Genomic DNA, 23393 nt, shown 5'->3' with positions numbered 1-23393 from the left:
GCATAGGGAGGGGTGGATGTAGTACAAAGGTAGTACGCAGATTTGCGAGGATGGCCCATGACCATTGAGAATTCGCCGGCAGGTCGAGGAGACGTGCGTATTTACAAGATGCGTGACCTCAATCAGAGAACGGCCGAAGTGATTCAGGAGATCAACGAGTCCGGCAAGCCTGCGATCATTACTCGCCACGGTAGGTTTGTCGCGCTTATCTCCCCTCTGCTCAATAAAGGGCTTGAGGGCGAGTTGATCGCCCGCTATCTGGAGCAGGAGCTCGTCGGCGGACGGAAGCCTGAGCTTTCCGAGAGTCGAGACGATGTGGGCGATCAACTGACAGAGGATCTGGCGCGGCGCCTTGGCATCGACTGGCCTTAACTACTTTATGAGTTGTCCCAACTCTGAAACGTGAAGCACTCTCATCACGGTGCACGCAAGATGCCTGTCGTTTTTGCGGTACTCCTCGTCGGTGGGTTCTCGATACACTATGTAATAATCAGCCGCCGCGTCGCAGTCGTCGGTCTGCCCGGATGGTGGGACCGCGCGACGCCATGCAACCTTGCCTTGCTTGCCGACGACCCAGTTCTCATCTGTAGAGGGCTCGCGTGGTGGGAAGACGAGCGTCTCCTCCGCCATTTTCATGAGCCTGTGCACGATGGCGCTTTGTCCAATAGCCATGAGATCGGCGTATGCCATCCGCTGCCACAGGATCGTTGACACATTCCCTCCCCGACTGGCGTGACCACTTGTCGTGACAGTCCAGAGTGGGGTGCCTCGCATCCGCGGTAGCGCGACCTCCTTGGCCCTCTGGCACTGCTTATTCGCGAGGCGCGTCCATAGCGCTCACGAGCTCTTCCAATCCAGAACCTCAGCTGTGCATCACGCTCCGCCGGCCAGAGATCTACCTCTGCAATGTTGCAAGATGCTACCTTGCATGGCATAGCCTAGCAGAGGGTGAAGAAGTGGTGTGCAAGTGGCAAAGTGGCTGCTGTGGGCGTGCTTGTCACCTGAGTAATCCCTGGTCACTGGGCTTCGGCGGCCGATTCGGGTGTCAAGGCGCCTGCTGGGCGTTGAGGTACGGTAGAGCGCTTGCTGCGGCGTCGGGGCGTACGGGGCTGGGCGGCCAAGAGAAGGCGGAGGTGGAGCGCAGTGGATCAACGTGGCCCTGTCGTGCAGGGGGCGCTGCTTCGGAGAAAGCTTGTAGAACTTCGCAGACGGCGTGACTTGACTCAAGGCGAGGTTGCCGGGCGTCTGGAGTGGCATCCGTCAAAGCTGATCCGGATCGAGGGTGGACGGACTGCGGTCTCCAGGGTTGATCTTGACGCGCTTATGCGACTCTATGGGGTAACCGATTCCGCAGACATGGAAAAGCTGCATCTGCTCAATCAAGAAGCACGCGCGAAGGGATGGTGGAGCGACTTCAAGAATGAAGTGAGCAATGCTTATCTCACGTATATAGGGTTCGAAGCCGGGGCTTCCGTCATAAAGCAGTTCCAACCTTTGGCGATTCCTGGGCTACTTCAGACTCCGGAGTATGCGGAAAGCCTCTGTCGGACGGTTGGCGATTCGTCTGACCTCGGACATCTCATCAGACTTCGCATGGTGCGTCAGGAAAATCTGCGACGACGTTCGAGCCCCCCTGACGAGACCTTCGTGCTCGACGAAGCTGCTATACGGCGACATGTAGGAATACGCCATGATCGCAGCATCATGCCTGCACAACTTCGGCACGTCATCGAGACTGTAGAGTGTAATGATAAGATCAGTTTAAGGATTGTCCCGTTCGCGGCCGGATCTCATGCAGGCATGTATAGGGGAGCGTTCACTTTGCTGTCCTTCGATAATGGACTCGGCGATATTCTGCATCGCGAGAACGGCGATATTCAAGAGACGCTTACGGGCGAGGACTCTCGGATCCCCGCTTTCCGAAACGATTTCGAAAGCCTCCTCAAGGAGGCGTTGGATACAGGTGAGTCTCTTGCGCTCATCGCTCAGGTCGCCGAGTCGATGGCGTGATGCCGGCTTCGAGGCTCCACTGCACTATTTGACGGACTCTGTACGGCCTTGATCTCCCAGGCTATTCTCTTACCGACAAGGGGAGGGCGGCTTGATGGGTCAGAGTCCAAACGATACGCCTGAGCTGGTCTGGCGAAGGAGCTCCGCGAGTGTGACGGGCGAGTGCGTGGAGGTGGCCTTCGGCTCCCAGAGGGTCTATCTAAGGGACTCCAACTCACCTGATGGATCCATATTGGAGTTCAGTCGTTCGGACTGGGTTGCCTTTCTCGCGGGCGTACGTCGAGGGGAGTTCGACTGGCCCTGAGTGGCTCGGCCGACGCATGTGGAACGTTACATTCCGGCATGTGAAGTTATGCCTAGGTGATGACAGGAAGTGTTAGCGCGCCACAACGCACACAAAACAACGGCGGTTCCTGTCTTTTAACACTGCATCGTCGTGCATGTGCGAGCTTCCTTGCTCAGCTTCAATCGTGGCTCCCCTCGGCCGCAGGCATCGCCCGACTGTCCGAACCGCAGTAGCGGCCTGTCAGCAGTTCGAATAATTGGCAGACACTTGCCTCGGCGTTACTAGGCGGTTCGAGTGCATCATGCGTTGGCGGGGTGAAACTTGCCGTGACAGGTCCCGGCCTCGCATGCGAAGCAGGTTTTCATGGTGGTACGACCCCGAACCGCACTCATCATCGCCGCGTTGGCCATGACAGCCTGCGCCCCGTCGACGGCAGCAGTCGCGTCGGTGGCATCGGCGGTAGTCGAATCGGGACATCCGAGTGTGGCGGCGGTGTCGTCCGTGCGTGTGGTGACGATGGAGCAGAAGCTCGCCGCCCTGGCGGTGCTGACCCAGCCCACCACCGCCGGCGCCACCACCTGGCGGGCCGCCTGGGAGCGGCGGGCCTCGCTGACCGAGTTCGGCTTCGACTGGTCCAGCGACCTGTGCTCCGGCGCCATGGACATGCCACTCACCTTCGACTTCCGGATGCCCTGCCGGCGGCACGACTTCGGCTACCGCAACTACCGCAGCGTCGGCCGGTTCGCCGAGCACAAGGCGCGGGTCGACAACGCCTTCCTCTTCGACATGCGCACCGTCTGCGCGCGCGTCAAGGGAGTCCGCGAGGCGACCTGCCGCGGCATCGCCTGGTCGTACTACCAGGCAGTCCGCCGCTTCGGCAGCCTCGCCCGCAACCAGGACACCGCCAGGGTGCCGGGCGTCTGACCCTTCGTTGTCCCACCGAAGTACCCTGTGGCGGTGCCCAGGGTGGTGGAGTGGACCAGGCTCGAGCCGTGGCGGGTCGCCCGCGCCCGTACCGACCGCGGCGACACCGTGATCGTCAAGTGGGCCGGCCCCCACGGTGACACCTCCCGCACCGACCAGTGGCGCCTGGCCACGGAGGCGGCCGCCCTGGCTTTCCTGTCGGAAGACCTCGGCCCGCGCCTGACGCCCAGAGTGCTGCCGGTGGAGCTCGCGCCGCCGCCGACCGCCTCGGACCCGCCGCCCGGATCCACGGGCTCCCGTACGCCGACCTGCTCGCCGTGCCGGTCACCGGCGCGGCGGAGCGCGAGCTGGCCCTGGCGCTGGCGGAGCTGTCCGACCCGGGCCCGTTCCTGGCGCTCAGCAACGGCGACCCGGAGGCCGACAACGTCCTCCTCCACGCGGACGGCCACCCCGACGTCCGCCTGATCGACTTCGAGTTCGCCGCCTTCACCCACGCCCTGCGCGACGCCGTCCCGTTCCACGTGCCCGGCCCCGCCTGGCTGACGGTCGGCGCGCCCCGATCGACGCCCCACCCCGCCGACCTCTACCGCCAGGCCCTCGCCAGCGGCGTGCCCGACGCCGCCGCCGACCTGTCGGCCCTGGCCCCGTACACACCGCGTTCCCGCTGAACTGCCGCGTCCTTCTTCGTCGACGGCCCCACGGCGGGGGACGTCGACGGGAGCGACGGCGACACCACGTTCGAGGCGTTCACCAGGCGCTAGCGACGGCGCCCGGCCTGCTGCCCGTCACCTCTTGACCACCATCTTCGAGGGGTCCACCAGCAGCAGGCCGGCGATGCCGACGACGGGCAGCAGGGTGAGCTGCCACAGGCCGGCGCCGCCCCAGCCGAGCGACCCCACCAGGCGGGCGAACAGCAGCCCGGAGAACGCGGCGGCCACGTAGTAGGTCAGCATGAACAGCCCCGCCCCCCGGCCCACGCTCTCCGGGCGCACGGCGCGCTGCATGGCCGTGGAGCAGTTGGTGAACAGGAAACCGCTGGCGAACGTGCCCATCAGGAACGACAGCACGTACTGCGCCGAGGGCGTGGTGGCGACCCGGTACATCAGGTACGCGGTCACGGCGGTGGCGGCCATCGCGAGCATGAGCAGGCGGGCCTGGTTCATCCGGTCGCCGAGCCAGCCGGCCGGCAGGGCCATCATGGCGCCCAGACCGCCCATGGACACGGCGAAGGCCGCCTGCTCCGCGGTGAAAGCGAGCGCTTCGCGCAGGAACGTGGGGTACAGCCCCAGATACCCGTAGAACACCAGCCCGGACACCGCACAGGCGATCCCCACGCCGAGGGTGTTGCGGTTGTACGGGGACGCCGGCACGTGGTCGTACGACGCGGCGTCGGGCGCGGCGGCGCCGGTGACGGCCTCGGTCATGCGGCGCGACACGGTGACCGCGATGAGCAGGCTCATCACGAGGCCCGCGGCGGCGAACACGAAGAACGGCGCCCGCCACGTCCCCCATCCTTCGGCGAGCCCGGAGCCGATCAGCGGCCCGAAGAACACGCCCAGCCCGAACGCCACCCCCACGACGCCCGCCGCCAGCGCGCGCCGATGGAAGAAGAACGCCCCGATCGCCGCGTACAGCGCGGTGGCCTGCACGCCCTCGCCGATCCCGGACACCAGCCGGTAGGCGCTCATGTCCGCGAACCCGACGGCCAGCGGGATGGCGAGCGTGCCGACGGAGTAGACCAGCACGCTGACGAGGATGATCGCCTTGCGGGAGAGCCGGTCGGCCAGGTATCCGGCCGGCGGCCCGGCCAGCGCGAGCCCCAGTGTGAAGCCGGTGGCGAGCAGTCCGCCCTGTTCGAGGGAGAAGCCCAGCTCGGCACGGATCTCGGGCAGCAGCGGATAGAAGATCTGCCGGTCCATCGCGTTGAGCATGTACGAGGCGCACAGCACCGCGAAGCCGATCGCGATCGAGGTCTTCGTCAGGGAGTTCGTGGGGGAGGTGTCGCCCGGGGAATGCCCGGTGGTGCTGCTCATTCAGCGCTCCTCTGAGCTGGGGGGCAGAGGCTGGACGCAACCACCGGACAGTCGTCCGTACAGCGGTCACGCGCGAGCTGGCCTCAGCATGATCCGCCCCCGGACAGGTGTCAAGACGCGACTTCCGCCATGACTTCGGACATTTGTCCGCTGGCTGAACGCCTCTGCGTGACCACCCGGGCCGCAGCCAGCGGCAAGAACCGGGATCGGTGAGGCCGGGCTCACATGGGGAAATGACTTCTTCGGCGCACGGTCGCGAGCACCGGTGGCCGCGAGGAGGGACGCCATGGCACGTCGGGTCAGGGTCGAAGGGGACAGGTATCACGGGCATGTGCCCGAGGGCGCCGTGTACGTCGGCAGGGCGGCGCCCGGCTTGAAGGCGAGCCCGTACAACAGCCCGCACGCCGTCGGCGGGAAGGGCTGCCGGGTGTGCGGCCGGATCCACGAACGGCACGAGGTGATGGAGCTGTACCGCGAGCACCTGCGCGACCACCCGGAACTCGTCGAGCAGGCCCGCCGCGAGCTGGCCGGCAAGGACCTCGCCTGCTGGTGCAGGCCCGACCAGGAATGCCACGCCGACGTGCTGCTGTCCGTCACCGCCGGCCAGGAGCCCTGACCCGGGGGCCGGGCGGTGGGCCGGCAGAACCGTCGGGACTGCCGTCGCCGCACAAACCGCTGCTCCTCCTGTACGCCCTCGGTGGCTTCCAGCCGGACGGCAACCGGCCGATCCCGTTCAGCGCCGCGGAGTCCGAGCTCAGGAAACTGCTCAAGGAGTACGGCCCGCCGCGCGACACCAGCCCCGGCTACCCGTTCCACCATCTGACGAGCGACGGCCTCTGGCTGGTCGAGACCCGCCACGGACCGGACAGCCCGGGCCCGGAGCCGGGCCGGTTACGCGACGGCCAGGCCGGCGGCGGCTTCCACCCCGACCTGGCCAACGGGCTGTGCCTGTGCGCGATTCACCACAAGTTGTTCGACAAGGGCGTGGTGGGGCTGACCCAGGAACGGACCGTCGCGGTCTCGGCGCGGTTCGTGGGCCGCTCGCAGGCGTCGCGTGACATGGTGCCGGCCCTGGCCGGCCGTCCGGTCCGCGATCCCCAGCCCGGCCTGGACGCGGTCGAGCCGGACCACATCGGCTGGCACTCCCGCCAGGTCTTCCGGCTCCCCGTACGCGTGGGCTGAAGCGGTCAGCCCCGGGCTTCGAGGCGCTTGGCGCAGTCGAGCAGCGCGGCTCGTCGTCTTCAGAAGGAGAAGCCGCCGGGGCGGGCGTTGCGGTCGGCGATCAGGCCGGCGAGGGTGGCCAGGGCGATCTCGGCGGGCGTACGGGAGCCGATGTTGAGCCCGATGGGCCGGTGCACCCGGGCGATCTCCTCCGGCGGCACCCCGAGGTCGGTCAGCGCCCGCACGTGCGGCCCGGTGTGCCGCGGGCTGCCCATGATGCCGATCCAGCGGGCCGGCGACTTGAGCAGGTCGCGCAGGACGGGCCCGATCTCGGCGCGGTGATGGTCGGTGAGCACCACGTCGGCCGTGGCGTCCACGTGGTCGCCGATCTCGGTGACCGCCGTGAAGCCGGCGAGGCGCCGCTCGGGGGCGGGCTCCAGCAGCACCGTACGGAATCCGAGGTCGGCCCCGAACTTCAGCAGGAAGCCGGCCACCGGCGAGGCGAAGACCGCCACGAGCGTCCGCCCGCTCTCCTCCTCGGGACCGCCCCCGTGGGCGACCTCACACGCTGGATCTTCGTCATGCATGTGCGTCATACCCGCACTCTGACATCCCGGGCCGCCCGCGACCAAGCAGCAACTGGGTCTGGTCGAAGAACGGATCACACGGTAGAAACAGGCCAAGTCACGCCGTCCGAGGCGAAAGGCCGACCAGATGACGTCCAGGACCGGCAGATGGATGTACGCGCTCGGCCTCGTTCTGACCAGCCTCGTCGCGACGGCGGGACCGGCGGACGCCGACGCGCCGTCCCTCGGGGCGAACGTCACCGTCTTCGACCCCGGCATGCCGGTCAGCCAGATCGAGGCGACCCTGGAGGCGGCGCACGCCGAGCAGGTCGACGACGAGATGGGCGGCGCACGCCACGCGTACCTCTTCAAACCGGGAACGTACGGCACCGCGCAGGACCCGCTGCACATCAAGGTCGGCTACTACACGGAGATCGCCGGCCTGGGCGCCTCGCCCTCCGACGTGGTCATCAACGGCAAGGTCGAGGTCTACAACCGCTGCCTGGCGGACGGCGGCACCGGCAACTGCCTGGCGCTGGTGAACTTCTGGCGCACGCTGTCCAACCTGTCGATCAGGATCAACACCCTCGGCCAGGACGGCTGCCGGGCGTCGGCGAACTTCTGGGCCGTCTCCCAGGCGGTGTCCATGCGCCGCCTCGACATCAGCGGCGGCGCCCTGTCACTGATGGACTACTGCACCGCCGGCCCCCAGTACGCCAGCGGCGGGTTCATCGCCGACTCGCGGCTGCCGTCCGTCACCAACGGGTCGCAGCAGCAGTGGCTGACCCGCAACAGCGAGATCGCGGGATGGTCGAACGGCGTGTGGAACCAGGTGTTCGCGGGCGTCGACGGCGCTCCGGACGACTCGGCGTTCCCGACGCCGCCGTACACGACGTTCGACACGACGCCGGTGAGCCGGGAGAAGCCGTACCTGTTCGTCGGGGCGGACGGCGCGTACCAGGTGCGGGTTCCCGCGGCGCGGCGGGACACGCGCGGGGTGTCGTGGGACGGCGGCATGACGCCGGGCCGGACCTTGCCGATCACCGACTTCTTCGTGGCCAAGCCGTCGGACCCGGTGCGGGTCATCAACAACCAGCTCGCGCGCGGCAAGCACCTGCTGCTCACGCCGGGCGTGTACGACATCGCGCGGAGCATCGAGGTCAAGCGCCCCGGCACGGTCGTCCTCGGCCTGGGACACGCCACGCTCACCGCCGCCGGCGGCTCGACCCCGCTGGACGTGGCGGACGTCCCCGGCGTCGTCGTCGCGGGCGTCACGATCGACGCGGGCCCGGAGGAATCGCCGGTGCTGCTGCGCGTCGGCAAGCCGCACGGCAAGCGGCCGAGCGCCGCCGACGACCCGACGACCCTCTCGGACGTGTACTTCCGCGTCGGCGGGCCGCACGTCGGCAAGACCGGCGTCGCGCTGGAGGTCAACAGCGACAACGTGCTCATCGACCACGCCTGGGTGTGGCGCGCCGACCACGGCGTCGAAGGCTTCACCGACACCGAACGCTGGAAGATCAACACCGGCCGCAACGGCGTCGTCGTCAACGGCGACAACGTGACCGCCACGGGGCTGTTCGTCGAGCACTTCCAGCAGTACAACACCGTCTGGAACGGCGAGGACGGCACCACGATCCTCTACCAGAACGAGCTCCCGTACGACCCGCCCACCCAGGCCGACTGGATGAACGGCGACGTGGAGGGCTGGGCCGGCTACAAGGTCGCCGACGACGTGAAGCGCCACAACCTGTACGCCGGCGGCGTCTACGTCTTCAACCAGAACAACCCGTCGATCCACACCGAGAACGGCTTCGAGGTCCCCGAGACGCCGGGCGTCCGGATGCACCACATCATGACGGTCAACCTCGACGCGGGCACCATCGACCACGTCGTCAACGGCGTCGGCGAAGCGGCCGACACGACCCGCGTCGGCTCGCCGGTGTACGTGGTGGACTACCCCGTGCCGTGATTCGCGATCAGGAGGGCCGGAACACGGCCCACCGTGCTCAGCCCTGCTCTGCCCAGTCGCCCAGCGACCAGTCCCGCACCTCCGGCATGTCCTGCAGGTGCTCGACCACGTACCGCTCGTGGCGGAGGAGCTGCTGCTCGCACCACGCCTTCAGCTCGCTCGCCCCTGCCGGGGTCCGCCGCGCGGCGTTCAGCGCGTCGATCACCAGGTGGTACCGGGATGCCCGGTTGCGCACCACCATGTCGAACGGAGTCGTGGTCGTGCCCTCGTCGACGAACCCGCGCACATGGAACCTGTCCGGGTCCGGCCGGCCGTGCACCAGCTGGTGGATCGCGCCCGGGTAGCCGTGGAAGGCGAACAGCACGTCGACGTGGTCGGTGAACAACTCCCGGAACAGGACGTCGTCCATGCCGTCCGGGTGGACCGTGCGCAGGGGCAACGTCATCAGGTTGACCACGTTGACCACTCTGGTGGCGAAGTGCGGCAGCCGCTCGCCCAGGATGTTCGCCGCCGCGACGGTCTCCATGGTGACCACGTCCCCGGCGCACGCAAGCACGATGTCGGGGTCCGACCGCCCGTCCTCGGTGCCTGCCCACGGCCACACTCCGGCACCCCGGTCGCAGTGGACCACCGCCTCGTCCATGGGAAGCCACTGCAGCTGCGGCTGCTTGTCGATGACGACGAGGTTCACCTGCGACCGCGACCGCATGCAGTGGTCGGCCACCGACAGCAGCGTGTTCGCGTCCGGCGGCAGGTAGACCCGGCTGATCGGGCCGCGGTGGGTGATCACGTTCTGGATCAGGCCGGGCCCCTGGTGGCTGAAGCCGTTGTGGTCCTGGCGCCAGGCGGTCGAGGTCAGCAGGATGTTCAGGCTCGGCACCGGCGCCCGCCACGTCAGATCGCGCGCCTCCTGCAGCCACTTCGCATGCTGCACGGTCTGCGAGGCCGACACCATGGCGAACGCCTCGTAGGTGGCGAACCAGCCGTGCCGGCCGGTCAGCGTGTACCCCTCGAGCCAGCCGTGACAGGCGTGCTCCGAGAGCACCTCCATCACCCGGCCGTCCCGCGATATCGCGACATCTTCCTCGGTCACGCGCTCCGCGAACGCCCGGCCGGACGCCTCGAACACCGCACCGAGCCGGTTGCTGTTGGTCTCGTCGGGGCAGAAGAGCCGGAACCGGTCCGGGTTGCGTTCGTAGGTGTCGCGCATGAGCTCGCCGAGCTTGCGGGTCGACTCGAGCCGGTCCCGGCCCGGCGCCTTCACCGGCACCGCGTAGTCGCGGAAGTCGGGCAGGTCCAGGTCGACGGTGAGCAGGCCCCCGTTGGCGTGCGGGTTGCCACTCATCCGCAGCTCTCCCTCGGGGATGATCGACAGTGTCAGCGCCTCGGGCGCGCCGTCGTCGTCGAAGAGATCCTCGGGCCGGTAGGAGCGCATCCAGTCCTCAAGGATCCGCAGGTGCTCCTTGTCGCCCCTCATTCCGGCCAGTGGCACCTGGTGAGAGCGCCAGGTGCCCGACACCTGCACCCCGTCCACCACGTTCGGTCCGGTCCAGCCCTTCGGCGTCCGCAGCACGATCATCGGCCACCGGGGGCGGGTGCCGTCCCAGTCGCCGCTGCGGGCCGCCGCCTGGATCGCCTTGATCGACGCCCAGGCCGTCGTCAGCGCGTCGGCGAACCGGTAGTGCATGCCGGGCAGGTCGTCACCCTCGACCTCGATCACGTCATACCCGTGCCCGGTCAGCAGGGACCGGACCTCGCCCCGGTCCTTGCGGGCCAGCAGGGTCGGCCCGGCGATCTTCGCGCCGTTCAGGTGGAGAACCGGCAGCACCGCGCCGTCACGGACCGGGTTCAGGAAGGAGATCCCGTTCCACGACCCCTCCAGCGGACCGGTCTCCGCCTCCCCGTCGCCGACCACCGCCAGTGCGATGAGATCCGGGTTGTCCATCACCGCGCCGAACGCGTGCAGCAGCACGTAGCCGAGCTCGCCGCCCTCGTGGATCGAGCCCGGGGTCGGCACGGACGCGTGGCTGGGGATCCCACCAGGTGTGGAGAACTGACGGAACAGCCGCAGCAGCCCCTCCTCGTCCCTGGTGACGTGCGGGTAGATCTCGGTGTAGGTGCCCTCCAGGTAGCCGGCTCCGACCAGCGTCGGGCCGCCGTGCCCGGGACCGGCCAGGTAGATCATCTGCTGCCCGGTGTGCCGGATCAGCCGGGACGCGTGCGCGTACACCAGCGCCAGGCCAGGGCTGGTGCCCCAGTGTCCGAGTAGCCGCGGCTTGATGTGCTCGCCGGTCAGCGGCTCGCGCAGCAGCGGGTTGGCCATCAGGTAGATCTGGCCGACGGTCAGGTAGTTGTTGGCGCGCCACCACGCGTCGACCGCTGCGATGTCAGTGTTAGTGGGATGGGCGAGCCGGTCCACCAGGTCCACGGTGGCGGTCGCGCCGCTGCCGGTTTCGGTGGTTGCCATGAGAGTCTCCATCCACCAGAATGTCGGCGCTCACATTGCCCCCAGGGGCTCTGACCAGGTAATTCCCCGGTTCTGCCCTGTTACTCGCCTTCCCCGGTGGCCTCGGCGCCGGCGCGGGCAGCTGGTGGCACGCCGGGCTGCGCCTGTCAGGTGTGCGCCTGGTGACCTGGGGAAGCAGGCCAACTGGCTGCTTTTCGCCGCCGTACATGCGGCGCCCGATGCCGCAGTTCGCAGACGCCACCTGGTGGCCTTCCTCACAGGGAGACGGACGATGCGTGTCCATGCGGTCCCGGCCCCGACAACCGTTGCCCCCGACGCCCAGCTCGCCGACGTGGTGTTCGCCGACGACCGGGTGAACGGCGACATGGTCCTGTTCCGGCGCCGGTCGGCCGGCGGCTGGCGTCCGGTGACGGCCAGGCAGTTCGCGGCCGACGTTCGCAGCCTGGCGGCCGGCTTCCTCGCCGCCGGGATCCAGCCCGGCGACCGGGTCGCGTTGCTAGCCGCCACCAGCTACGAGTGGACGCTGGTGGACTATGCCCTGTGGACGGTGGCGGCGGTGCCGGTCCCGATCTACGAGACCTCCTCGGCCGAGCAGGTCCGCTGGGTGCTGGAGGACGCCGGCCCGGTCGCAGTGGTGGTCGAGCACGAGACTCATCGCCGCTTGGTCGAGGACGTGGCCGAGGGCCTGCCCGGGCCGCTGCAGGTTTGGCAGATCAGCGGCGGCGGGCTGGACCGACTCCGCGAGGACGGGCTGGCCGTGGACGACGCTCAACTGCGTGAGCGCCGCCGGTCGGTGTCGGCCGACGACCTGGCGACGATCGTCTACACCTCGGGCACCACCGGCCGCCCGAAGGGCTGCATGCTGAGTCACGGCAACCTGCTGTACGAGGCTCGCATCGCGATCGACAGCCTGCGGCGGATCTTCGGCCAGGACGCCTCGACCCTGCTGTTCCTCCCGCTGGCGCACGTATTCGCGCGGGTGATCCAGGTGGCCTGCGTGGAGCGGGGTGTGTGCCTGGCGCACAGCGCCGACCCGGCCAGGCTGACCGAGGACCTGGCCACCCTGCGACCGTCGTTCCTGCTGGCGGTGCCCAGGGTGTTCGAGCGGGTCTACAACGCGGCTCAGCGGCGGGCCCAGGCCGAGGGCAAGGGGAGGATCTTCGACTGGGCCGATCGGACCGCCGTGGCCTACAGCCAGGCGCTGGACGACGGGCGGCCAGGCCGGCGCCTGCGCCTGGCGCACCGCCTGGCCGACCGGCTGGTGTACCGGCGGCTGCGGGCCGCGTTCGGCGGCCGGGTCGGCTACGCCATCTCCGGCGGAGCGCCGCTGGGCGCACGGCTGAGCCACTTCCTCCGAGGAATCGGCATCACCGTGTTGGAAGGCTACGGGCTGACCGAGACCAGTGCCGCCGCGACCGTGAACCTCCCACACGCGCTGAAGATCGGCACGGTGGGGCCGCCCCTTCCCGGGGTCCAGATCCGGATCGCCGACGACGGCGAGATCCTGATCAAGGGCCCGATCCTGTTCCAGGGCTACTGGCGCAACGAGCAGGCGACCAGGGAGAGCCGGACCGGTGACGGTTGGCTGCGCACCGGCGACGTCGGCGCCCTGGACGAGGACGGGTTCCTCACGATCTCGGGCCGCAAGAAGGAGATCATCGTCACCGCCGGCGGCAAGAACCTCGCCCCGGAGCCGCTCGAGGACCGCCTGCGCACCCACCCGCTCATCAGCCAGGCGGTGGTCGTCGGTGATCGGCGGCCGTACACCGCCGCGCTGATCACCCTGGACGCCGAGGCGCTGGCGTCGTGGAAGCGGGCCGCCGGCCGGCCCGAGCGGGCCGGCCCGGCCGAGCTTCGCGACGATCCGGATCTGCTGGCCAGGCTGCAGACGGCCGTGGACGAGGCCAACACGGCGGTGAGCCGGGCTGAGTCGATCCGCAGGTTCCGGATCCTTCCGGTCGATCTGACCGAGCAGAACGGATATCTGACCCCGACCCTGAAGGTCAAGCGTGCCTTGGTCCACAAGGACTTCGCGGCCGACATCGAGGAGCTGTACCGCTGAGCACCGGACGCCAGGACCGGCAGACCCGCCGCGTCGCGGGCGAGGGATCGACGCTGGACCGGCTGGTGGCGGCCACGCCGGCGTCCCGCGACAGGGTGGTCGACGCCGCCCGCGCGCTGTGCATCGTGGTCGTCACCCTCTGGCACTGGACATTGTCGGTCACCCACCGCACCGCCGACGGCAGCCTGGCCATGCCGAACCCGATCCATGCCGTGGCCGGTGGTTGGCTGGCCACCTGGGTCCTGCAGATCATGCCGGTGTTCTTTCTGGTCGGCGGGTACGCCAACCTGGTCGGCTGGCAGCGGGCTCAGGCGCGCGGGACGACCGCCGGCCAGTTCGTCCGAGGCCGGCTGCGCCGACTGCTCTGGCCGACTGCCGTCTGGGCCCTGCTCTGGCTCGCCGGCGAGCTGATCGCGGCCGTCCTGCCCGGCCCGCACCGATGGATGTGGGAGTGGTTCCCCGGCTATTTGACGCCCCTGTGGTTCCTGGTCGTGTACGGCCTGCTGATCGCCACAGTGCCGATCACCGCGACCCTGAACGCCCGCTATGGAGCCAGGGTCCTGGTGGTGCTCGTGCTGCTGATCGCCTTCGGCAGCGTGGCGCACCGCGGCGCCCACCTGGCCTGGGCGGGCTGGGTGACCGCCGCTCTGGTGTGGCTGTTCTGCCACCAGCTCGGCTACGCCTGGCGCAGCTGGGACCTGGGGCGGCGGCCGCTGGCGCAGCGGCTGGCGGTCGTCGGAGCCGGCCTGGCCGGGCTGGTCGGGCTGACCGTGGGAGCGGGCTACTCCCGTTCGATGGTGGCCACCGCCGGCGAAGAATCCAACATCTTCCCCACCAATGCCGCCATCGCGGTCCTGGCCGTCTTCCAACTCGGGCTGCTGGTCGTGGTCACGCCGGCCGCCGAGCGCCTGCTGCGCCGGCCGACTGCCTGGAAGCCGGTGGTGGCCGTCAACGTGGTCGCGTTGACCATCTTTCTCTGGCACATGACCGCGTACCTGGTGGTGCTGTGGGCCTACGAAGGGCTGGGCGGCACCCTCGCGGCGGAGCCGACCGCCGGCTGGTGGGCCCAGCGCTGGCTATGGCTCCTGGCCCCATCCGCCGTGATGGCCGTGCTGGCCGTCCTGTTCGCCCGAGTCGAGCTCGCCGCCCGCCGGCCCCGGAGACAGGCAGGTCGCTGAGCCGGCTACCTCGCGGTGCCAAGGGCGTTCGGCCAGGCCGGGCACCCCCACCGTGCGGCGGGGATGCCCGGCCTGGACAGCGTGTCAGTCGACGACGATGGCGCCCGGGGGCAGGGGCGTCGCGCCGTCGGTGTCGTTGACCGTCACCGTGAACTTCTTCGGCTCGCTGATGTTGCCCGCGGCGTCGATGGCCCGGTACTCGATCGTGTGGTCGCCGTAACCCGGCTCGAAGCCCGGGTAGAACTGCTCGAACGGCGCCTTGGTCAGACCGCCGGTGCCGAGGTTGCCGTACGCGATCTCCTTGATGACCGTGCCGGACGGCGTGAACCTGTACGGCGTGCCCTCGGGCGCGTCCGGCCAGCCGTGGTAGTTGAACCAGCCGTCACCGTCGAGCCGGAACTCGATGACGACGTAGCCCTCCTGGTCGTCGGTCGCCTCCAGCCCCATCTCGAACCATTCCTGGAACTCGTAGTGCGCCGGACGCGAGCCCTTGGCGGGAGCCGACGACACCGCATCGGACAGCTCGAAGGTCGCCTTGGGCGCGACGTTGTCGACCGTCCAGGTGAGCGTGTCGGTCGCGGAGCCGGGCGCCGCCGGGTCGGACACCGTCGCCGTCAGCTCGTACGTGCCGGGCTTCAGCTTCAGCTCGCCGAGGTCGAGGTTGCGGGTGTTCTTGGTCTTGTTGACGTTGAGCGGCTTGCCGTCGATCGCCCAGGTGACGTCCAGGACGCGGTCACGCGGGTGGGTGGTCTCGACGTAGACGACGTCCTGGCCGCCGACGGGGTGGGTGGTCGCCGTCGATGACGTGAACTCGACCGCGGGGCCGGGCGTCGCCGGCGCCGATCCCTCGGCGATCGTCCACTCGCGCGTCTGGGTGAGCGCGCCGCCGTCGGCCACGGCGGGGTCGCGTACGTCCGCGGTGTCGTCGGACACGGTGACGGTGACGGTGTCGCCCGGCCGCACGTGATGCTTGTCGAGGTCGAAGTTCCGGCTGTTCCAGGTGTTCTTGACGGTCTTGCCGTTGACCGACCAGGTGACCGTGAGCTCGTGGTAGAGCGGGTGCATCGTCTCCACCCAGAGCACGTCCTGCGCGTACACCGGCTGGTCGGTGGGCGTGGAGTGCACCGTCATCTGGGCGACGTCGCGCCGGCCGGAGATGCGCTCGATCATCCGCTCGCGGCCGACCTGGTCGAAGTGGAAGCCGATCCAGCGCATGATCGAGTGCTCGCTCGGCCGCCACACGTTCTCCGAGCGGGTCAGGCCGCTCTCGTAGCGGCCGATCGTGCCGCCCGACAGGCTCTCCTCACCCAGCCAGCGGAACCACTTGGCCTGCTGCTCCCGCATCTCCTCCTCGGTCAGCCGGGTGTGGTGGATCGACGACGGCTCGGTGTCAGGGTGCCGGCCGCCGGGGACGTTGCGGGCGCTGTACGGGTACTCGTCCTGGAGCCCGCCCAGCGAGTGGCCCAGCTCGTGCGGGCTGACCAGCGGGCCCTGCGGCGCCTGCCCGGTCGTCGTGGCGTTGCGGCCGCCGATGCCGCCGTACGTGCTGGTGTTGGCGATCGTCAGCGTCTGCCGGTTCTGCGCCGTCACCCCCGGGATCATCGAGACGTACTGCTCCAGCGCCTGCTGACCGCCGGGGCCGAACGTGACACCGCGGGCGTTCGGGTCGGCCGGGCAGGTGGAGGCGTACTGGAGCTTCAACGGCGTGTCCCGGCGAACGTTGCCGTCATCGGGGTCGCAGCTGATGCCGGACACCCCCGACACGACCTCGATCATGTACACGTTGAAGTAGTCGCGATAGCTGCGGAACGGTTCGATGCTCCACTGCACGTTCAGATGCCGGTCGACATCGTCGCGGAACTGCTGCATCTCCTCGGCCGTGTAGCCGTCGCCTAAAATGATCAGGTTCAGCCGGTCCTGCGGCGGCCCGGTCACCTGCAACGGCACCACCGTCGCCGACCCGGCCTCCTCCTCCGCCGCGACCGCCGGTGGCGCCCCCGTCAGCAACATCCCCACCAGTCCGAACGCCCCCACGGCGGCTGCGACCTTCCGCTTGGCCATGGTCACCTCACCCTCACTTGCGAGAGACGGCCAGCCGCGCGGAGAGCGAGCCTCGGTCTCCCAGAGGGACGCTAGCCACCACGCATCAGGACATCACCGGACAGATGACGGATATTCGGCCGGCCATTTCCATCGTCTGCAGGAACCACGGCGCCGCGGTCACGAGGGATCTCGGTCCTCCTCGTCGCCGTGCAGGAAATCCTCGAAGGTGGGGCGGCGGTCCGCCCGGCGGGACCACACGACCAAGGCCGCCCATCGGAAGGGGAAGAGCACGAGCCGGAGCAGCCGGCGACCAAGCCACAGGACCAGCTTGAAGAGATGTTTGAGCGTTTCCCACGGACGTGACAGAGCCACCAGGGCGAGCATCAGGACCATGCTCGCGAGGCTCATCCCGCCGAAGTCGTCGGAGTCGTCTCGCTCCTTGTCCTTCCGCACGGCGGTCGTACCTCGCTTCCGGGGTAGGGGGGACCCATGGGTTCCATCCTGGTGGGAACCGCGTCCTGGACCGACAAGACGCTGCTGGAGTCGGGCTGGTATCCGCGTGACGTCACCTCCGCGCAGGAGCGGCTCGGCTACTACGCCGGCCGGTTTCCGCTGGTGGAGGTGGACTCCTCGTACTACTCGCCCCCGGCACAGAACACCGTCTCCCTGTGGCGCGATCGCACCCCCGCCGGGTTCACCTTCGACGTCAAGGCGTTCTCACTGCTGACGCATCATCCCACCCGGCCCGGGGCGCTGTACAAGGACCTTCGGGAACGCATCGGGGCGGAGAAGAAGAACGTCTACCTGCGCGACCTGGACCGTGATGTCGTCGAGCAGGTGTGGGAGCGGTTCCTCGCCGCGCTGGCGCCGCTGCACGAGGCGGGCAAGCTGGGCGCGGTGCTGTTCCAGTTCCCGCAGTGGTTCCCGATCGCGCGGCACAACAAGCAGTACATCGTGGAGTGCAAGGAGCGCTGCGCTCCGGTGCCGATCAGCGTGGAGTTCCGCAACCACACCTGGATGAGCGAGGACAACCAGGCCGAGACGCTGGGCTTCCTCCGGAAACACGAGGTGCCGTACGTGAGCGTTGACATGCCACAGGGCTACCCCACCTCGATCCCGCCCGTGCTGGCGGCCACCGGCGGCCTGGCGGTCGTGCGCTTCCACGGCCATTCGGACAAGTGGACCAGCAAGGACGTCCACGAGCGTTTCGGCTACCTCTACGGCGAGGACGAGCTCAGGGAGTGGGCGCCCAGGCTGCGGCGGCTCGCCGAGGACGCCGCGACCACGCACGTCCTGATGAACAACTGCTACCGAGACCACGCCCAGGTCAACGCCGCCCAGCTCGCCCGCCTGCTCGCTCAGGGCTGACATGCCCGAAGGACACCTCATCCACCGCCACGCCGCGCAGCAGCACGCGGACCTCGCCGGCCGGACGGTACGCGCCTCGGGACCGCAGGGCCGGTTCGACGCCCGCCCGTGGGACGGGCGGGCCCTCACGGGGGTGGAGGCAGTGGGCAAACACCTCCTCTACCACTTCGAGAACGCGCCCACCGTGCACGTGCATCTGGGCATGCAGGGCATCTTCCTGCGGTACGACGACCCCGGCACGCCGCCGCGGGCCGGGACCCGGCTCCGGCTGGCCACGCACGAGGTGGCCTACGACCTCATCGCCCCGTCCCGCTGCGAGGCGCTGTCTCCGGCCCGGCTGGACGCACTGCGGCACTCGCTCGGCCCGGACCCGCTGCGCGCGGACGCCTCCCCGGACGAGGCCGTCACCCGCCTGACCGCCTTCCGCGGACCGGTGGGTGCGGCCGTGCTCGACCAGCAGGTCTGGTCCGGGATCGGCAACGCGTGGCGGGCCGAGTTGCTCTTCCTCGCCGGCCTCCACCCGAACGCCCGCGCCCTTCCTCCCGGCACCGCACGCCGCCTCTGGGAGACCGCGGTCACGTACCTCGCACTGGGCCGCGACGCCGGGCAGGTGGTCAGCGACCCGAACGCTCCCTCCGAACGCTGGGTCTACCGCCGCGACCACTGCCGCAGATGCGGCACACCCGTCCAGACCTGGCAACTCGCCGGCAGAACCGCCTACTCCTGCCCCACAGACCAGCCAAACCACCCCTGACCGCCGTCACCGCCCTGATCATCCCGTACTGCCGAATCCGGTCCGCCTTCTGAATCCGAGCCTCGCCCCCGCCGGGGTTTCCCTCCTGCGGAAGCGTCGGAGAGACGTCCTTGCATTTAAACGACCGCCATACTTCACGGTTGCAAAACTGACGGCCGGTATGCCAAATCAGCAGACCGTGGCGCGGAACATATCCCGGATGTATGGATTCGATGCGCCGCATTGGCTGCGGCTCTACGCTCGATGTGATGAGTCTTGTGGGGATGAAGCCTGATCAAGCCCATAACCTGGCGGCGGCTGCCGAGGTCACGGGCGGATCACTTGTCGTCCAAGGCGCGATGATCCGGCAACTCCTGGAGCGCTGGAACAGCGATTCCGGCCGTGTCGCCACTTTCCCCGCGCGAGCCGCCTGGGCAGAAGACCAGGCCAAGGATATTCGACGCCGCGCGGGACTTCTCGAACGAGATCCGGAAGGAGTGGCGCTGCTCGCCTGGATGACCGACGTGACGGACTTCTGGGAGGGACACAAGGAGCAGGTCAGATATGTGACCAAGCCGCTCAAGATGGCTTGGATCATGAGTGGCGTGGAGGCCGCGAGTCAGCTGCAAAGACGTTGGGAACAGAGCCGGAACGTGGCTGCGGCACGCGGTGTCTACGACATCCGCCGCTATATGGGGGCTCTTCCCGGAAATCGCAAACTGTCCGAACTGATTGCCGAAGTGCTCAAGTCCCAAAGAATCCAAGGCCTTTACAAGCAGCCGTGGAAGTGGCAGCAGACGCTCGCCGCCGCGATGAAGAAGTGGCGTATCCCAGGAGCGAACCTCCTGAAGAATCCGCCCGGCGCCGGCATGTTCGCTCGTGCCACGTTGCCCGCGGCCGTCGTCACCGGCGTCAAAGAGGCCGTGGTGCCCACGCATGAGGGCGCTCAGGGGTGGGTGGACCGGGGCATGGGCGTGCTTCAGGCCGGCGGCGCCGTCGCGATCATGGGCGGCGCAGGCATGGCAACGGCACTGGGCGCGTCGGCCGCCGTGGCTGCCGCGGTGCCGGTCGCTGGATGGGTCGCACTCGGTGTTGCCGGCGCCTATTTCCTGGGGAGCTGGGCGTGGGACAACTGGGGTGATGAAATCAAGGCCGGAGCGGGAAAGGCGTGGGAAGGTACGAAGAGCTTCGTGGAGAAGTTCAGGTTCTGGTGAGTCGTCAGATCATTGAAGTGTGGAGACATCATGGCAACGGCTGGAGTCCCTCCGCTCGCGAGTAGTAACCGGCGAATCATACCGATCTATACGGATGGCTTCATCGCCATTTGCGCCGGGATCATCGCTAGCGCACCGTACGGCCAGGCCGCGTACTACTGGGTCGTCTTCGTCGGCGCACTGCTGCTGATGTCGTTCTGCAATCACGTTCTTCTGGCCGTCGTGACCGGCGGGAGCGTCGGCAAGCTGATCGGCGGGCTCCGCGTCATTCGCACGTGCGACCTCGGACGGCCTCGAATCGGCCAGGCTATCCGGCGTTGGCTTTGGGGCTTCTACTATATTGCGCTCTCTCCTGTGATGTTTCTGACCGGCACCGACATGGACCACCTGGATATTGCCGGATTGCGCATAGTTCGCAGGGCCGACCTGCGCCGATAGGGAGTCGAGCGGTCGTGGACCACCACTTCGACATGGAGCTGGCCGATTTCCGTTCCCAGATAAGTGAGGCGCTGGCGGAGAGCGGAACCCAGTCGCTGATCCGGTTGACGGATGAGGAGCTGGCTGTTCTCGACCCGGAGGAGACGCTCATCCCCAAGCCTCATTTGTCCACGATGGATCCTCGACAGCAGGAGCACGCGCTCGCCACGGCCATGCGCTCCCTTGTCGCACGGGAAGCGATAGAGATCCGCAATATCGCGGAGTTGGACGCTGTCCTGCACGGGACGCCGAAGGTCCATGTCGACATGCACATTCGGATGGAGATCGATCTCGCCCTCACCCTCCGTCGCACGGCGGATCGCACACTGGCCGTCAGACAACAGAGCGCTGCCGGCTCGGCCTTCGGCTACGTGCATGTGCACACGCCTGACCTGCTGCTCGTGGAGCGCATCACCGCTGGAGGAATGCACCTGTTCACCCTTGCCGGCAACGTGCCGGACGTGGTGGACCTCGTTCAGCCGCTTCTGGATCCCTTCGGGGTGGCAGACAGAGACGGCGAGAGCACCTTGTTGGATCCCTCAGCCCTGGACCGAGACCACGTCGGCCCGCTCGCCGGAGCTATCGACAACGCCCGCATCGTCGGCGAGCTGGTCCTCCTGGGCGTCCCCGACGGGCCCATGATGACGACCTACGCCACGGACCGAGCGGTCTGGGTCGTGATCGTGGACAGCCCCCGCGCACCAAGCGGAATAACCGCCAGCCCGGTGAGCGCCCCGACGCTGTCCAGGCACATCGCTGAGGTGCTCTTCACCCGAAGCACGGAGACGAGTCGTGGCTGACAGGCTGAGCGAGTGGCTGGCGGACATGCGCGTCATGACCCAGGCCGCCGACGACATCGAACGAACGCTGGAAGCGGTGGACGCCACCTGCGACCGAACTGTTTGGGCGGGCCCCGCCGGAGATCGCTTCCGCGACGAGTGGACCTCCCACCGCACCGCCATCCGCGCCGCCCTCGACGACGTGCGAGCTCAGATGCAGACCATCACCGCAAACCTGAAGCGCGAAGCACAGCAGCAATAGGAACCCCCGGAACGATGCAACCGGCGTGTGGGAGTCCACCCGTTCACTGATACTCCGAATTGTCGGCGTCAACCGATGACTCTTTCGGTCCTGGGGAGTCAGCACAGTAGAGCGACAACTCAGGTCCTACGGAGAGGAACCGCCATGTCGGTGATCGATTTGGAGTCCGCTGCCCGCGAGGTGGTGCGCCTGTTGGACGGCGTGGCCGACGACCAGTTGGACGATCCGACGCCGTGCGCCGACACTTCGGTCGCCGCGCTGCTCGACCACCTCATGGGGTTGTCACTGGCGTTCACCTGGGCAGCCCGCAAGACGCCCCCGCCGGGAGACGGACCACGGCCGGGAACGGAGAGTGCCGAGCAGCTCGACCCGCAGTGGCGCACGCTGCTTCCGCAGCGGCTCGATGAACTGGTGAAGGCCTGGCGCGACCCGCTCGCCTGGGAGGGGACGACCGAGGCCGGAGGCGTCACCATGCCCGCCGAACAGATGGCCGTAGTCGCACTCGACGAACTGGTCCTGCACGGCTGGGACCTCGCCCGCGCGACCGGCCAGCCGTTCACGTGCACCCCGGCCGACACCGCGGCGGTCCTCGCCTTCACCACCGCGTCGGCACAACCGGAACAAGCAGCCGGCCGGGAGGGTCTCTTCGGGCCGGTGGTGGAGGTACCCGAGGACGCGCCGGCGTTCGACCGCGCACTCGGCTTCGCAGGCCGCGACCCCGCGTGGACGCCCGAATCGGCGTGATCCTCACAGCCTCGTCCGGCTGCGGGAGGCGGGGGGTAGCGGGTTCGTCTCATCTTGGGAAGCTCGAGGTCAGCGTGAATTCACCCGTTCGGGTGACGGTTGGGGCTTATGGGGCATACCTAGCATGCCGCCATGAAGCCCCTGACGAAGAGCCATCGCGTCGTGGACGGCGTCGCGCTGACCGAGTGCCGCGCCTCTGACGGCGGCCGCAACCCATCGTGATGGTGCACGGCGGCTGTCACGGCGCCTGGCAGTGGGAGCACCTGCAGACCTGGTTCGCCGAACGCGGGTGGGACTCGATCGCCATCGACTGGCTGTCGCACGGTGACTCCGCGCGGCTGGAACACGGTGAGTGGCTGTGCCGCGACATCACGGCGGTCCAGCACGAGATCGAGATCGCCTGTACGGCCGCCGCCGAGCTGGGTCAGGGGGCGCCCATCGTGATGGGGCACAGCATGGGCGGACTGGCGACGCTGGCCTACGCGGCCTCCACCGCGCGCGAGCTCGCCGGGATCGTGCTGCTCACGCCCGTGGTGCCGGAGAAGTTCGGCGGTGCGGCGATCGAGCTCGAGGTGGACGCCGACGCGCCGTGGGGCCCGCCGCCGCCCGAGGTCGCGAGGCAGCTGTTCTACTCGGGCGTCGACGAGGCGACCGCGGCCGCCTGCTACGAGCGTCTGCAGCCCGAGTCGCCGGCCGCGGTGTGGCAGGCGACCCGGTGGACCGCCGAGGTCGACATCTCAGCGGTACGGGCACCGGCGCTCGTCGTCGCCGCCGAGGCCGACCTGCTCGTCCCCGCCGACTATGTGCTGTCCCTGGCCGACGGCCTCGGCGCCGAGCAGATCCTGCTGCCTGGGGTGGGCCACGGCGTGACCCTGGATCCCGGCTGGCCGCAACTGGCCGAACGCATCGAGACGTGGCTGTCGAAGGCGTGACGCCGGCTGTTCAGAGTCGCGGACCGTCGGCCAGGCTCGGCAGGTCACGACCTCCCTAGTGGGCTGACCACGAACGTTCACCGGTTTTGATCATGCGGCTTCGTCGCGGGGACGGCCCCAACGATGCTGGCGTTCGCTGCGGATGCGGGCGCGTTCACGGCGTTGAGCGGCCAGCACATCGG

At 68.5% G+C, this 23393-nt stretch carries 24 protein-coding genes; 18 read left to right on the top strand and 6 right to left on the bottom strand.

The window, feature by feature from the left end; translation table 11 throughout:
- The first annotated feature begins 57 nt into the window (after positions 1 to 57).
- A complete protein-coding gene (locus C1J01_RS27370; protein ID WP_111181845.1) occupies positions 58 to 372 on the top strand; it encodes a hypothetical protein in 315 nt (104 codons plus the stop codon).
- Here C1J01_RS27370 and C1J01_RS27365 read toward each other — a convergent pair whose 3' ends face one another.
- Positions 373 to 714 carry a hypothetical protein gene (locus C1J01_RS27365; RefSeq protein WP_146615740.1) on the bottom strand — a complete coding sequence of 114 codons (342 nt, stop codon included), beginning with the start codon at positions 712 to 714 and terminating at the stop codon, positions 373 to 375.
- Positions 715 to 1143: 429 nt separating this feature from the next.
- On the opposite strand from C1J01_RS27365, the gene C1J01_RS27360 reads away from it, so the two are divergent.
- The 4 genes from C1J01_RS27360 (at position 1144) to C1J01_RS27345 (ending at position 3888) form a co-directional block, all read left to right on the top strand.
- Complete coding sequence (locus C1J01_RS27360; protein ID WP_235854709.1) at positions 1144 to 2010, top strand: helix-turn-helix domain-containing protein; 867 nt, start codon at positions 1144 to 1146, stop codon at positions 2008 to 2010.
- Positions 2011 to 2104: 94 nt separating this feature from the next.
- On the top strand, positions 2105 to 2314 hold the full coding sequence (locus C1J01_RS27355) for a DUF397 domain-containing protein (protein ID WP_111181843.1): 210 nt from the start codon (positions 2105 to 2107) through the stop codon (positions 2312 to 2314).
- A gap of 474 nt (positions 2315 to 2788) precedes the next feature.
- A complete protein-coding gene (locus C1J01_RS27350) occupies positions 2789 to 3220 on the top strand; it encodes a phospholipase (RefSeq protein WP_235854708.1) in 432 nt (143 codons plus the stop codon).
- A gap of 317 nt (positions 3221 to 3537) precedes the next feature.
- Entirely contained in the window at positions 3538 to 3888 is a 351-nt protein-coding gene (locus C1J01_RS27345; RefSeq protein ID WP_111181841.1) for a hypothetical protein, read from the top strand.
- A gap of 117 nt (positions 3889 to 4005) precedes the next feature.
- Here C1J01_RS27345 and C1J01_RS27340 read toward each other — a convergent pair whose 3' ends face one another.
- Positions 4006 to 5253 carry an MFS transporter gene (locus tag C1J01_RS27340; protein ID WP_111181840.1) on the bottom strand — a complete coding sequence of 416 codons (1248 nt, stop codon included), beginning with the start codon at positions 5251 to 5253 and terminating at the stop codon, positions 4006 to 4008.
- 286 nt (positions 5254 to 5539) lie between these two features.
- On the opposite strand from C1J01_RS27340, the gene C1J01_RS27335 reads away from it, so the two are divergent.
- Positions 5540 to 5869, top strand: coding sequence for a DUF4326 domain-containing protein (locus C1J01_RS27335; RefSeq protein ID WP_111181839.1), 330 nt, complete (start codon positions 5540 to 5542; stop codon positions 5867 to 5869).
- A complete protein-coding gene (locus tag C1J01_RS27330) occupies positions 5821 to 6435 on the top strand; it encodes a phosphorothioated DNA-binding restriction endonuclease family protein (protein ID WP_111181838.1) in 615 nt (204 codons plus the stop codon). The genes C1J01_RS27335 and C1J01_RS27330 overlap by 49 nt, the downstream gene beginning before the upstream one ends.
- A 59-nt stretch (positions 6436 to 6494) precedes the next feature.
- Here C1J01_RS27330 and C1J01_RS27325 read toward each other — a convergent pair whose 3' ends face one another.
- Complete coding sequence (locus tag C1J01_RS27325; RefSeq protein WP_111181837.1) at positions 6495 to 7010, bottom strand: XdhC family protein; 516 nt, start codon at positions 7008 to 7010, stop codon at positions 6495 to 6497.
- A 118-nt stretch (positions 7011 to 7128) separates the two neighbouring features.
- On the opposite strand from C1J01_RS27325, the gene C1J01_RS27320 reads away from it, so the two are divergent.
- Positions 7129 to 8952, top strand: a complete 1824-nt coding sequence (locus tag C1J01_RS27320; protein ID WP_111181836.1) for a pectate lyase-like domain-containing protein — start codon at positions 7129 to 7131, stop codon at positions 8950 to 8952.
- 37 nt (positions 8953 to 8989) lie between these two features.
- Here C1J01_RS27320 and C1J01_RS27315 read toward each other — a convergent pair whose 3' ends face one another.
- Positions 8990 to 11419, bottom strand: a complete 2430-nt coding sequence (locus C1J01_RS27315) for a phosphoketolase family protein (protein WP_111181835.1) — start codon at positions 11417 to 11419, stop codon at positions 8990 to 8992.
- A 271-nt stretch (positions 11420 to 11690) separates the two neighbouring features.
- On the opposite strand from C1J01_RS27315, the gene C1J01_RS27310 reads away from it, so the two are divergent.
- The gene (locus C1J01_RS27310) at positions 11691 to 13481 is read left to right on the top strand and encodes an AMP-dependent synthetase/ligase (protein WP_111181834.1); all 1791 of its coding nucleotides are present in this window, start codon (positions 11691 to 11693) and stop codon (positions 13479 to 13481) included.
- 65 nt (positions 13482 to 13546) lie between these two features.
- Positions 13547 to 14659 carry an acyltransferase family protein gene (locus tag C1J01_RS27305; RefSeq protein ID WP_235854707.1) on the top strand — a complete coding sequence of 371 codons (1113 nt, stop codon included), beginning with the start codon at positions 13547 to 13549 and terminating at the stop codon, positions 14657 to 14659.
- Between the two features lie 84 nt (positions 14660 to 14743).
- On the opposite strand, the gene C1J01_RS27300 is transcribed toward C1J01_RS27305, so the two are convergent.
- Both C1J01_RS27300 and C1J01_RS27295 read right to left on the bottom strand, forming a co-directional pair.
- Entirely contained in the window at positions 14744 to 16720 is a 1977-nt protein-coding gene (locus tag C1J01_RS27300; protein ID WP_146615739.1) for a M64 family metallopeptidase, read from the bottom strand.
- Between the two features lie 159 nt (positions 16721 to 16879).
- Complete coding sequence (locus tag C1J01_RS27295) at positions 16880 to 17155, bottom strand: hypothetical protein (RefSeq protein WP_111181832.1); 276 nt, start codon at positions 17153 to 17155, stop codon at positions 16880 to 16882.
- 36 nt (positions 17156 to 17191) lie between these two features.
- Here C1J01_RS27295 and C1J01_RS27290 point away from each other — a divergent pair, with 36 nt between their 5' ends.
- The 8 genes from C1J01_RS27290 to C1J01_RS27255 all read left to right on the top strand — a co-directional run bounded on the left by C1J01_RS27290 (position 17192) and on the right by C1J01_RS27255 (position 23211).
- Positions 17192 to 18070, top strand: coding sequence for a DUF72 domain-containing protein (locus tag C1J01_RS27290; protein WP_111181831.1), 879 nt, complete (start codon positions 17192 to 17194; stop codon positions 18068 to 18070).
- 1 nt (position 18071) lies between these two features.
- On the top strand, positions 18072 to 18824 hold the full coding sequence (locus C1J01_RS27285; protein WP_111181830.1) for an Fpg/Nei family DNA glycosylase: 753 nt from the start codon (positions 18072 to 18074) through the stop codon (positions 18822 to 18824).
- Positions 18825 to 19027: 203 nt separating this feature from the next.
- Positions 19028 to 20017 carry a hypothetical protein gene (locus tag C1J01_RS27280; protein ID WP_146615738.1) on the top strand — a complete coding sequence of 330 codons (990 nt, stop codon included), beginning with the start codon at positions 19028 to 19030 and terminating at the stop codon, positions 20015 to 20017.
- Positions 20018 to 20047: 30 nt separating this feature from the next.
- Positions 20048 to 20455 (top strand): RDD family protein, encoded by a 408-nt coding sequence (locus C1J01_RS27275; RefSeq protein WP_111181828.1) that lies wholly within the window; start codon positions 20048 to 20050, stop codon positions 20453 to 20455.
- A 14-nt stretch (positions 20456 to 20469) separates the two neighbouring features.
- On the top strand, positions 20470 to 21294 hold the full coding sequence (locus C1J01_RS27270; RefSeq protein ID WP_181448990.1) for a hypothetical protein: 825 nt from the start codon (positions 20470 to 20472) through the stop codon (positions 21292 to 21294).
- The gene (locus C1J01_RS27265; RefSeq protein ID WP_111181827.1) at positions 21287 to 21535 is read left to right on the top strand and encodes a hypothetical protein; all 249 of its coding nucleotides are present in this window, start codon (positions 21287 to 21289) and stop codon (positions 21533 to 21535) included. The genes C1J01_RS27270 and C1J01_RS27265 overlap by 8 nt, the downstream gene beginning before the upstream one ends.
- A gap of 144 nt (positions 21536 to 21679) precedes the next feature.
- A complete protein-coding gene (locus C1J01_RS27260) occupies positions 21680 to 22279 on the top strand; it encodes a TIGR03086 family metal-binding protein (RefSeq protein ID WP_111181826.1) in 600 nt (199 codons plus the stop codon).
- A gap of 221 nt (positions 22280 to 22500) precedes the next feature.
- Positions 22501 to 23211, top strand: a complete 711-nt coding sequence (locus C1J01_RS27255) for an alpha/beta hydrolase (RefSeq protein WP_146615737.1) — start codon at positions 22501 to 22503, stop codon at positions 23209 to 23211.
- Positions 23212 to 23393: the final 182 nt, after the last annotated feature.

The sequence above is a fragment of the Nonomuraea aridisoli genome, from assembly GCF_003236395.1.
In the GTDB taxonomy this organism is placed as follows: Bacteria; Actinomycetota; Actinomycetes; order Streptosporangiales; family Streptosporangiaceae; genus Nonomuraea; species Nonomuraea aridisoli.
Note: the sequence above shows the minus strand (reverse complement) of the source record. Positions and strands in the feature narration are given on the sequence as shown.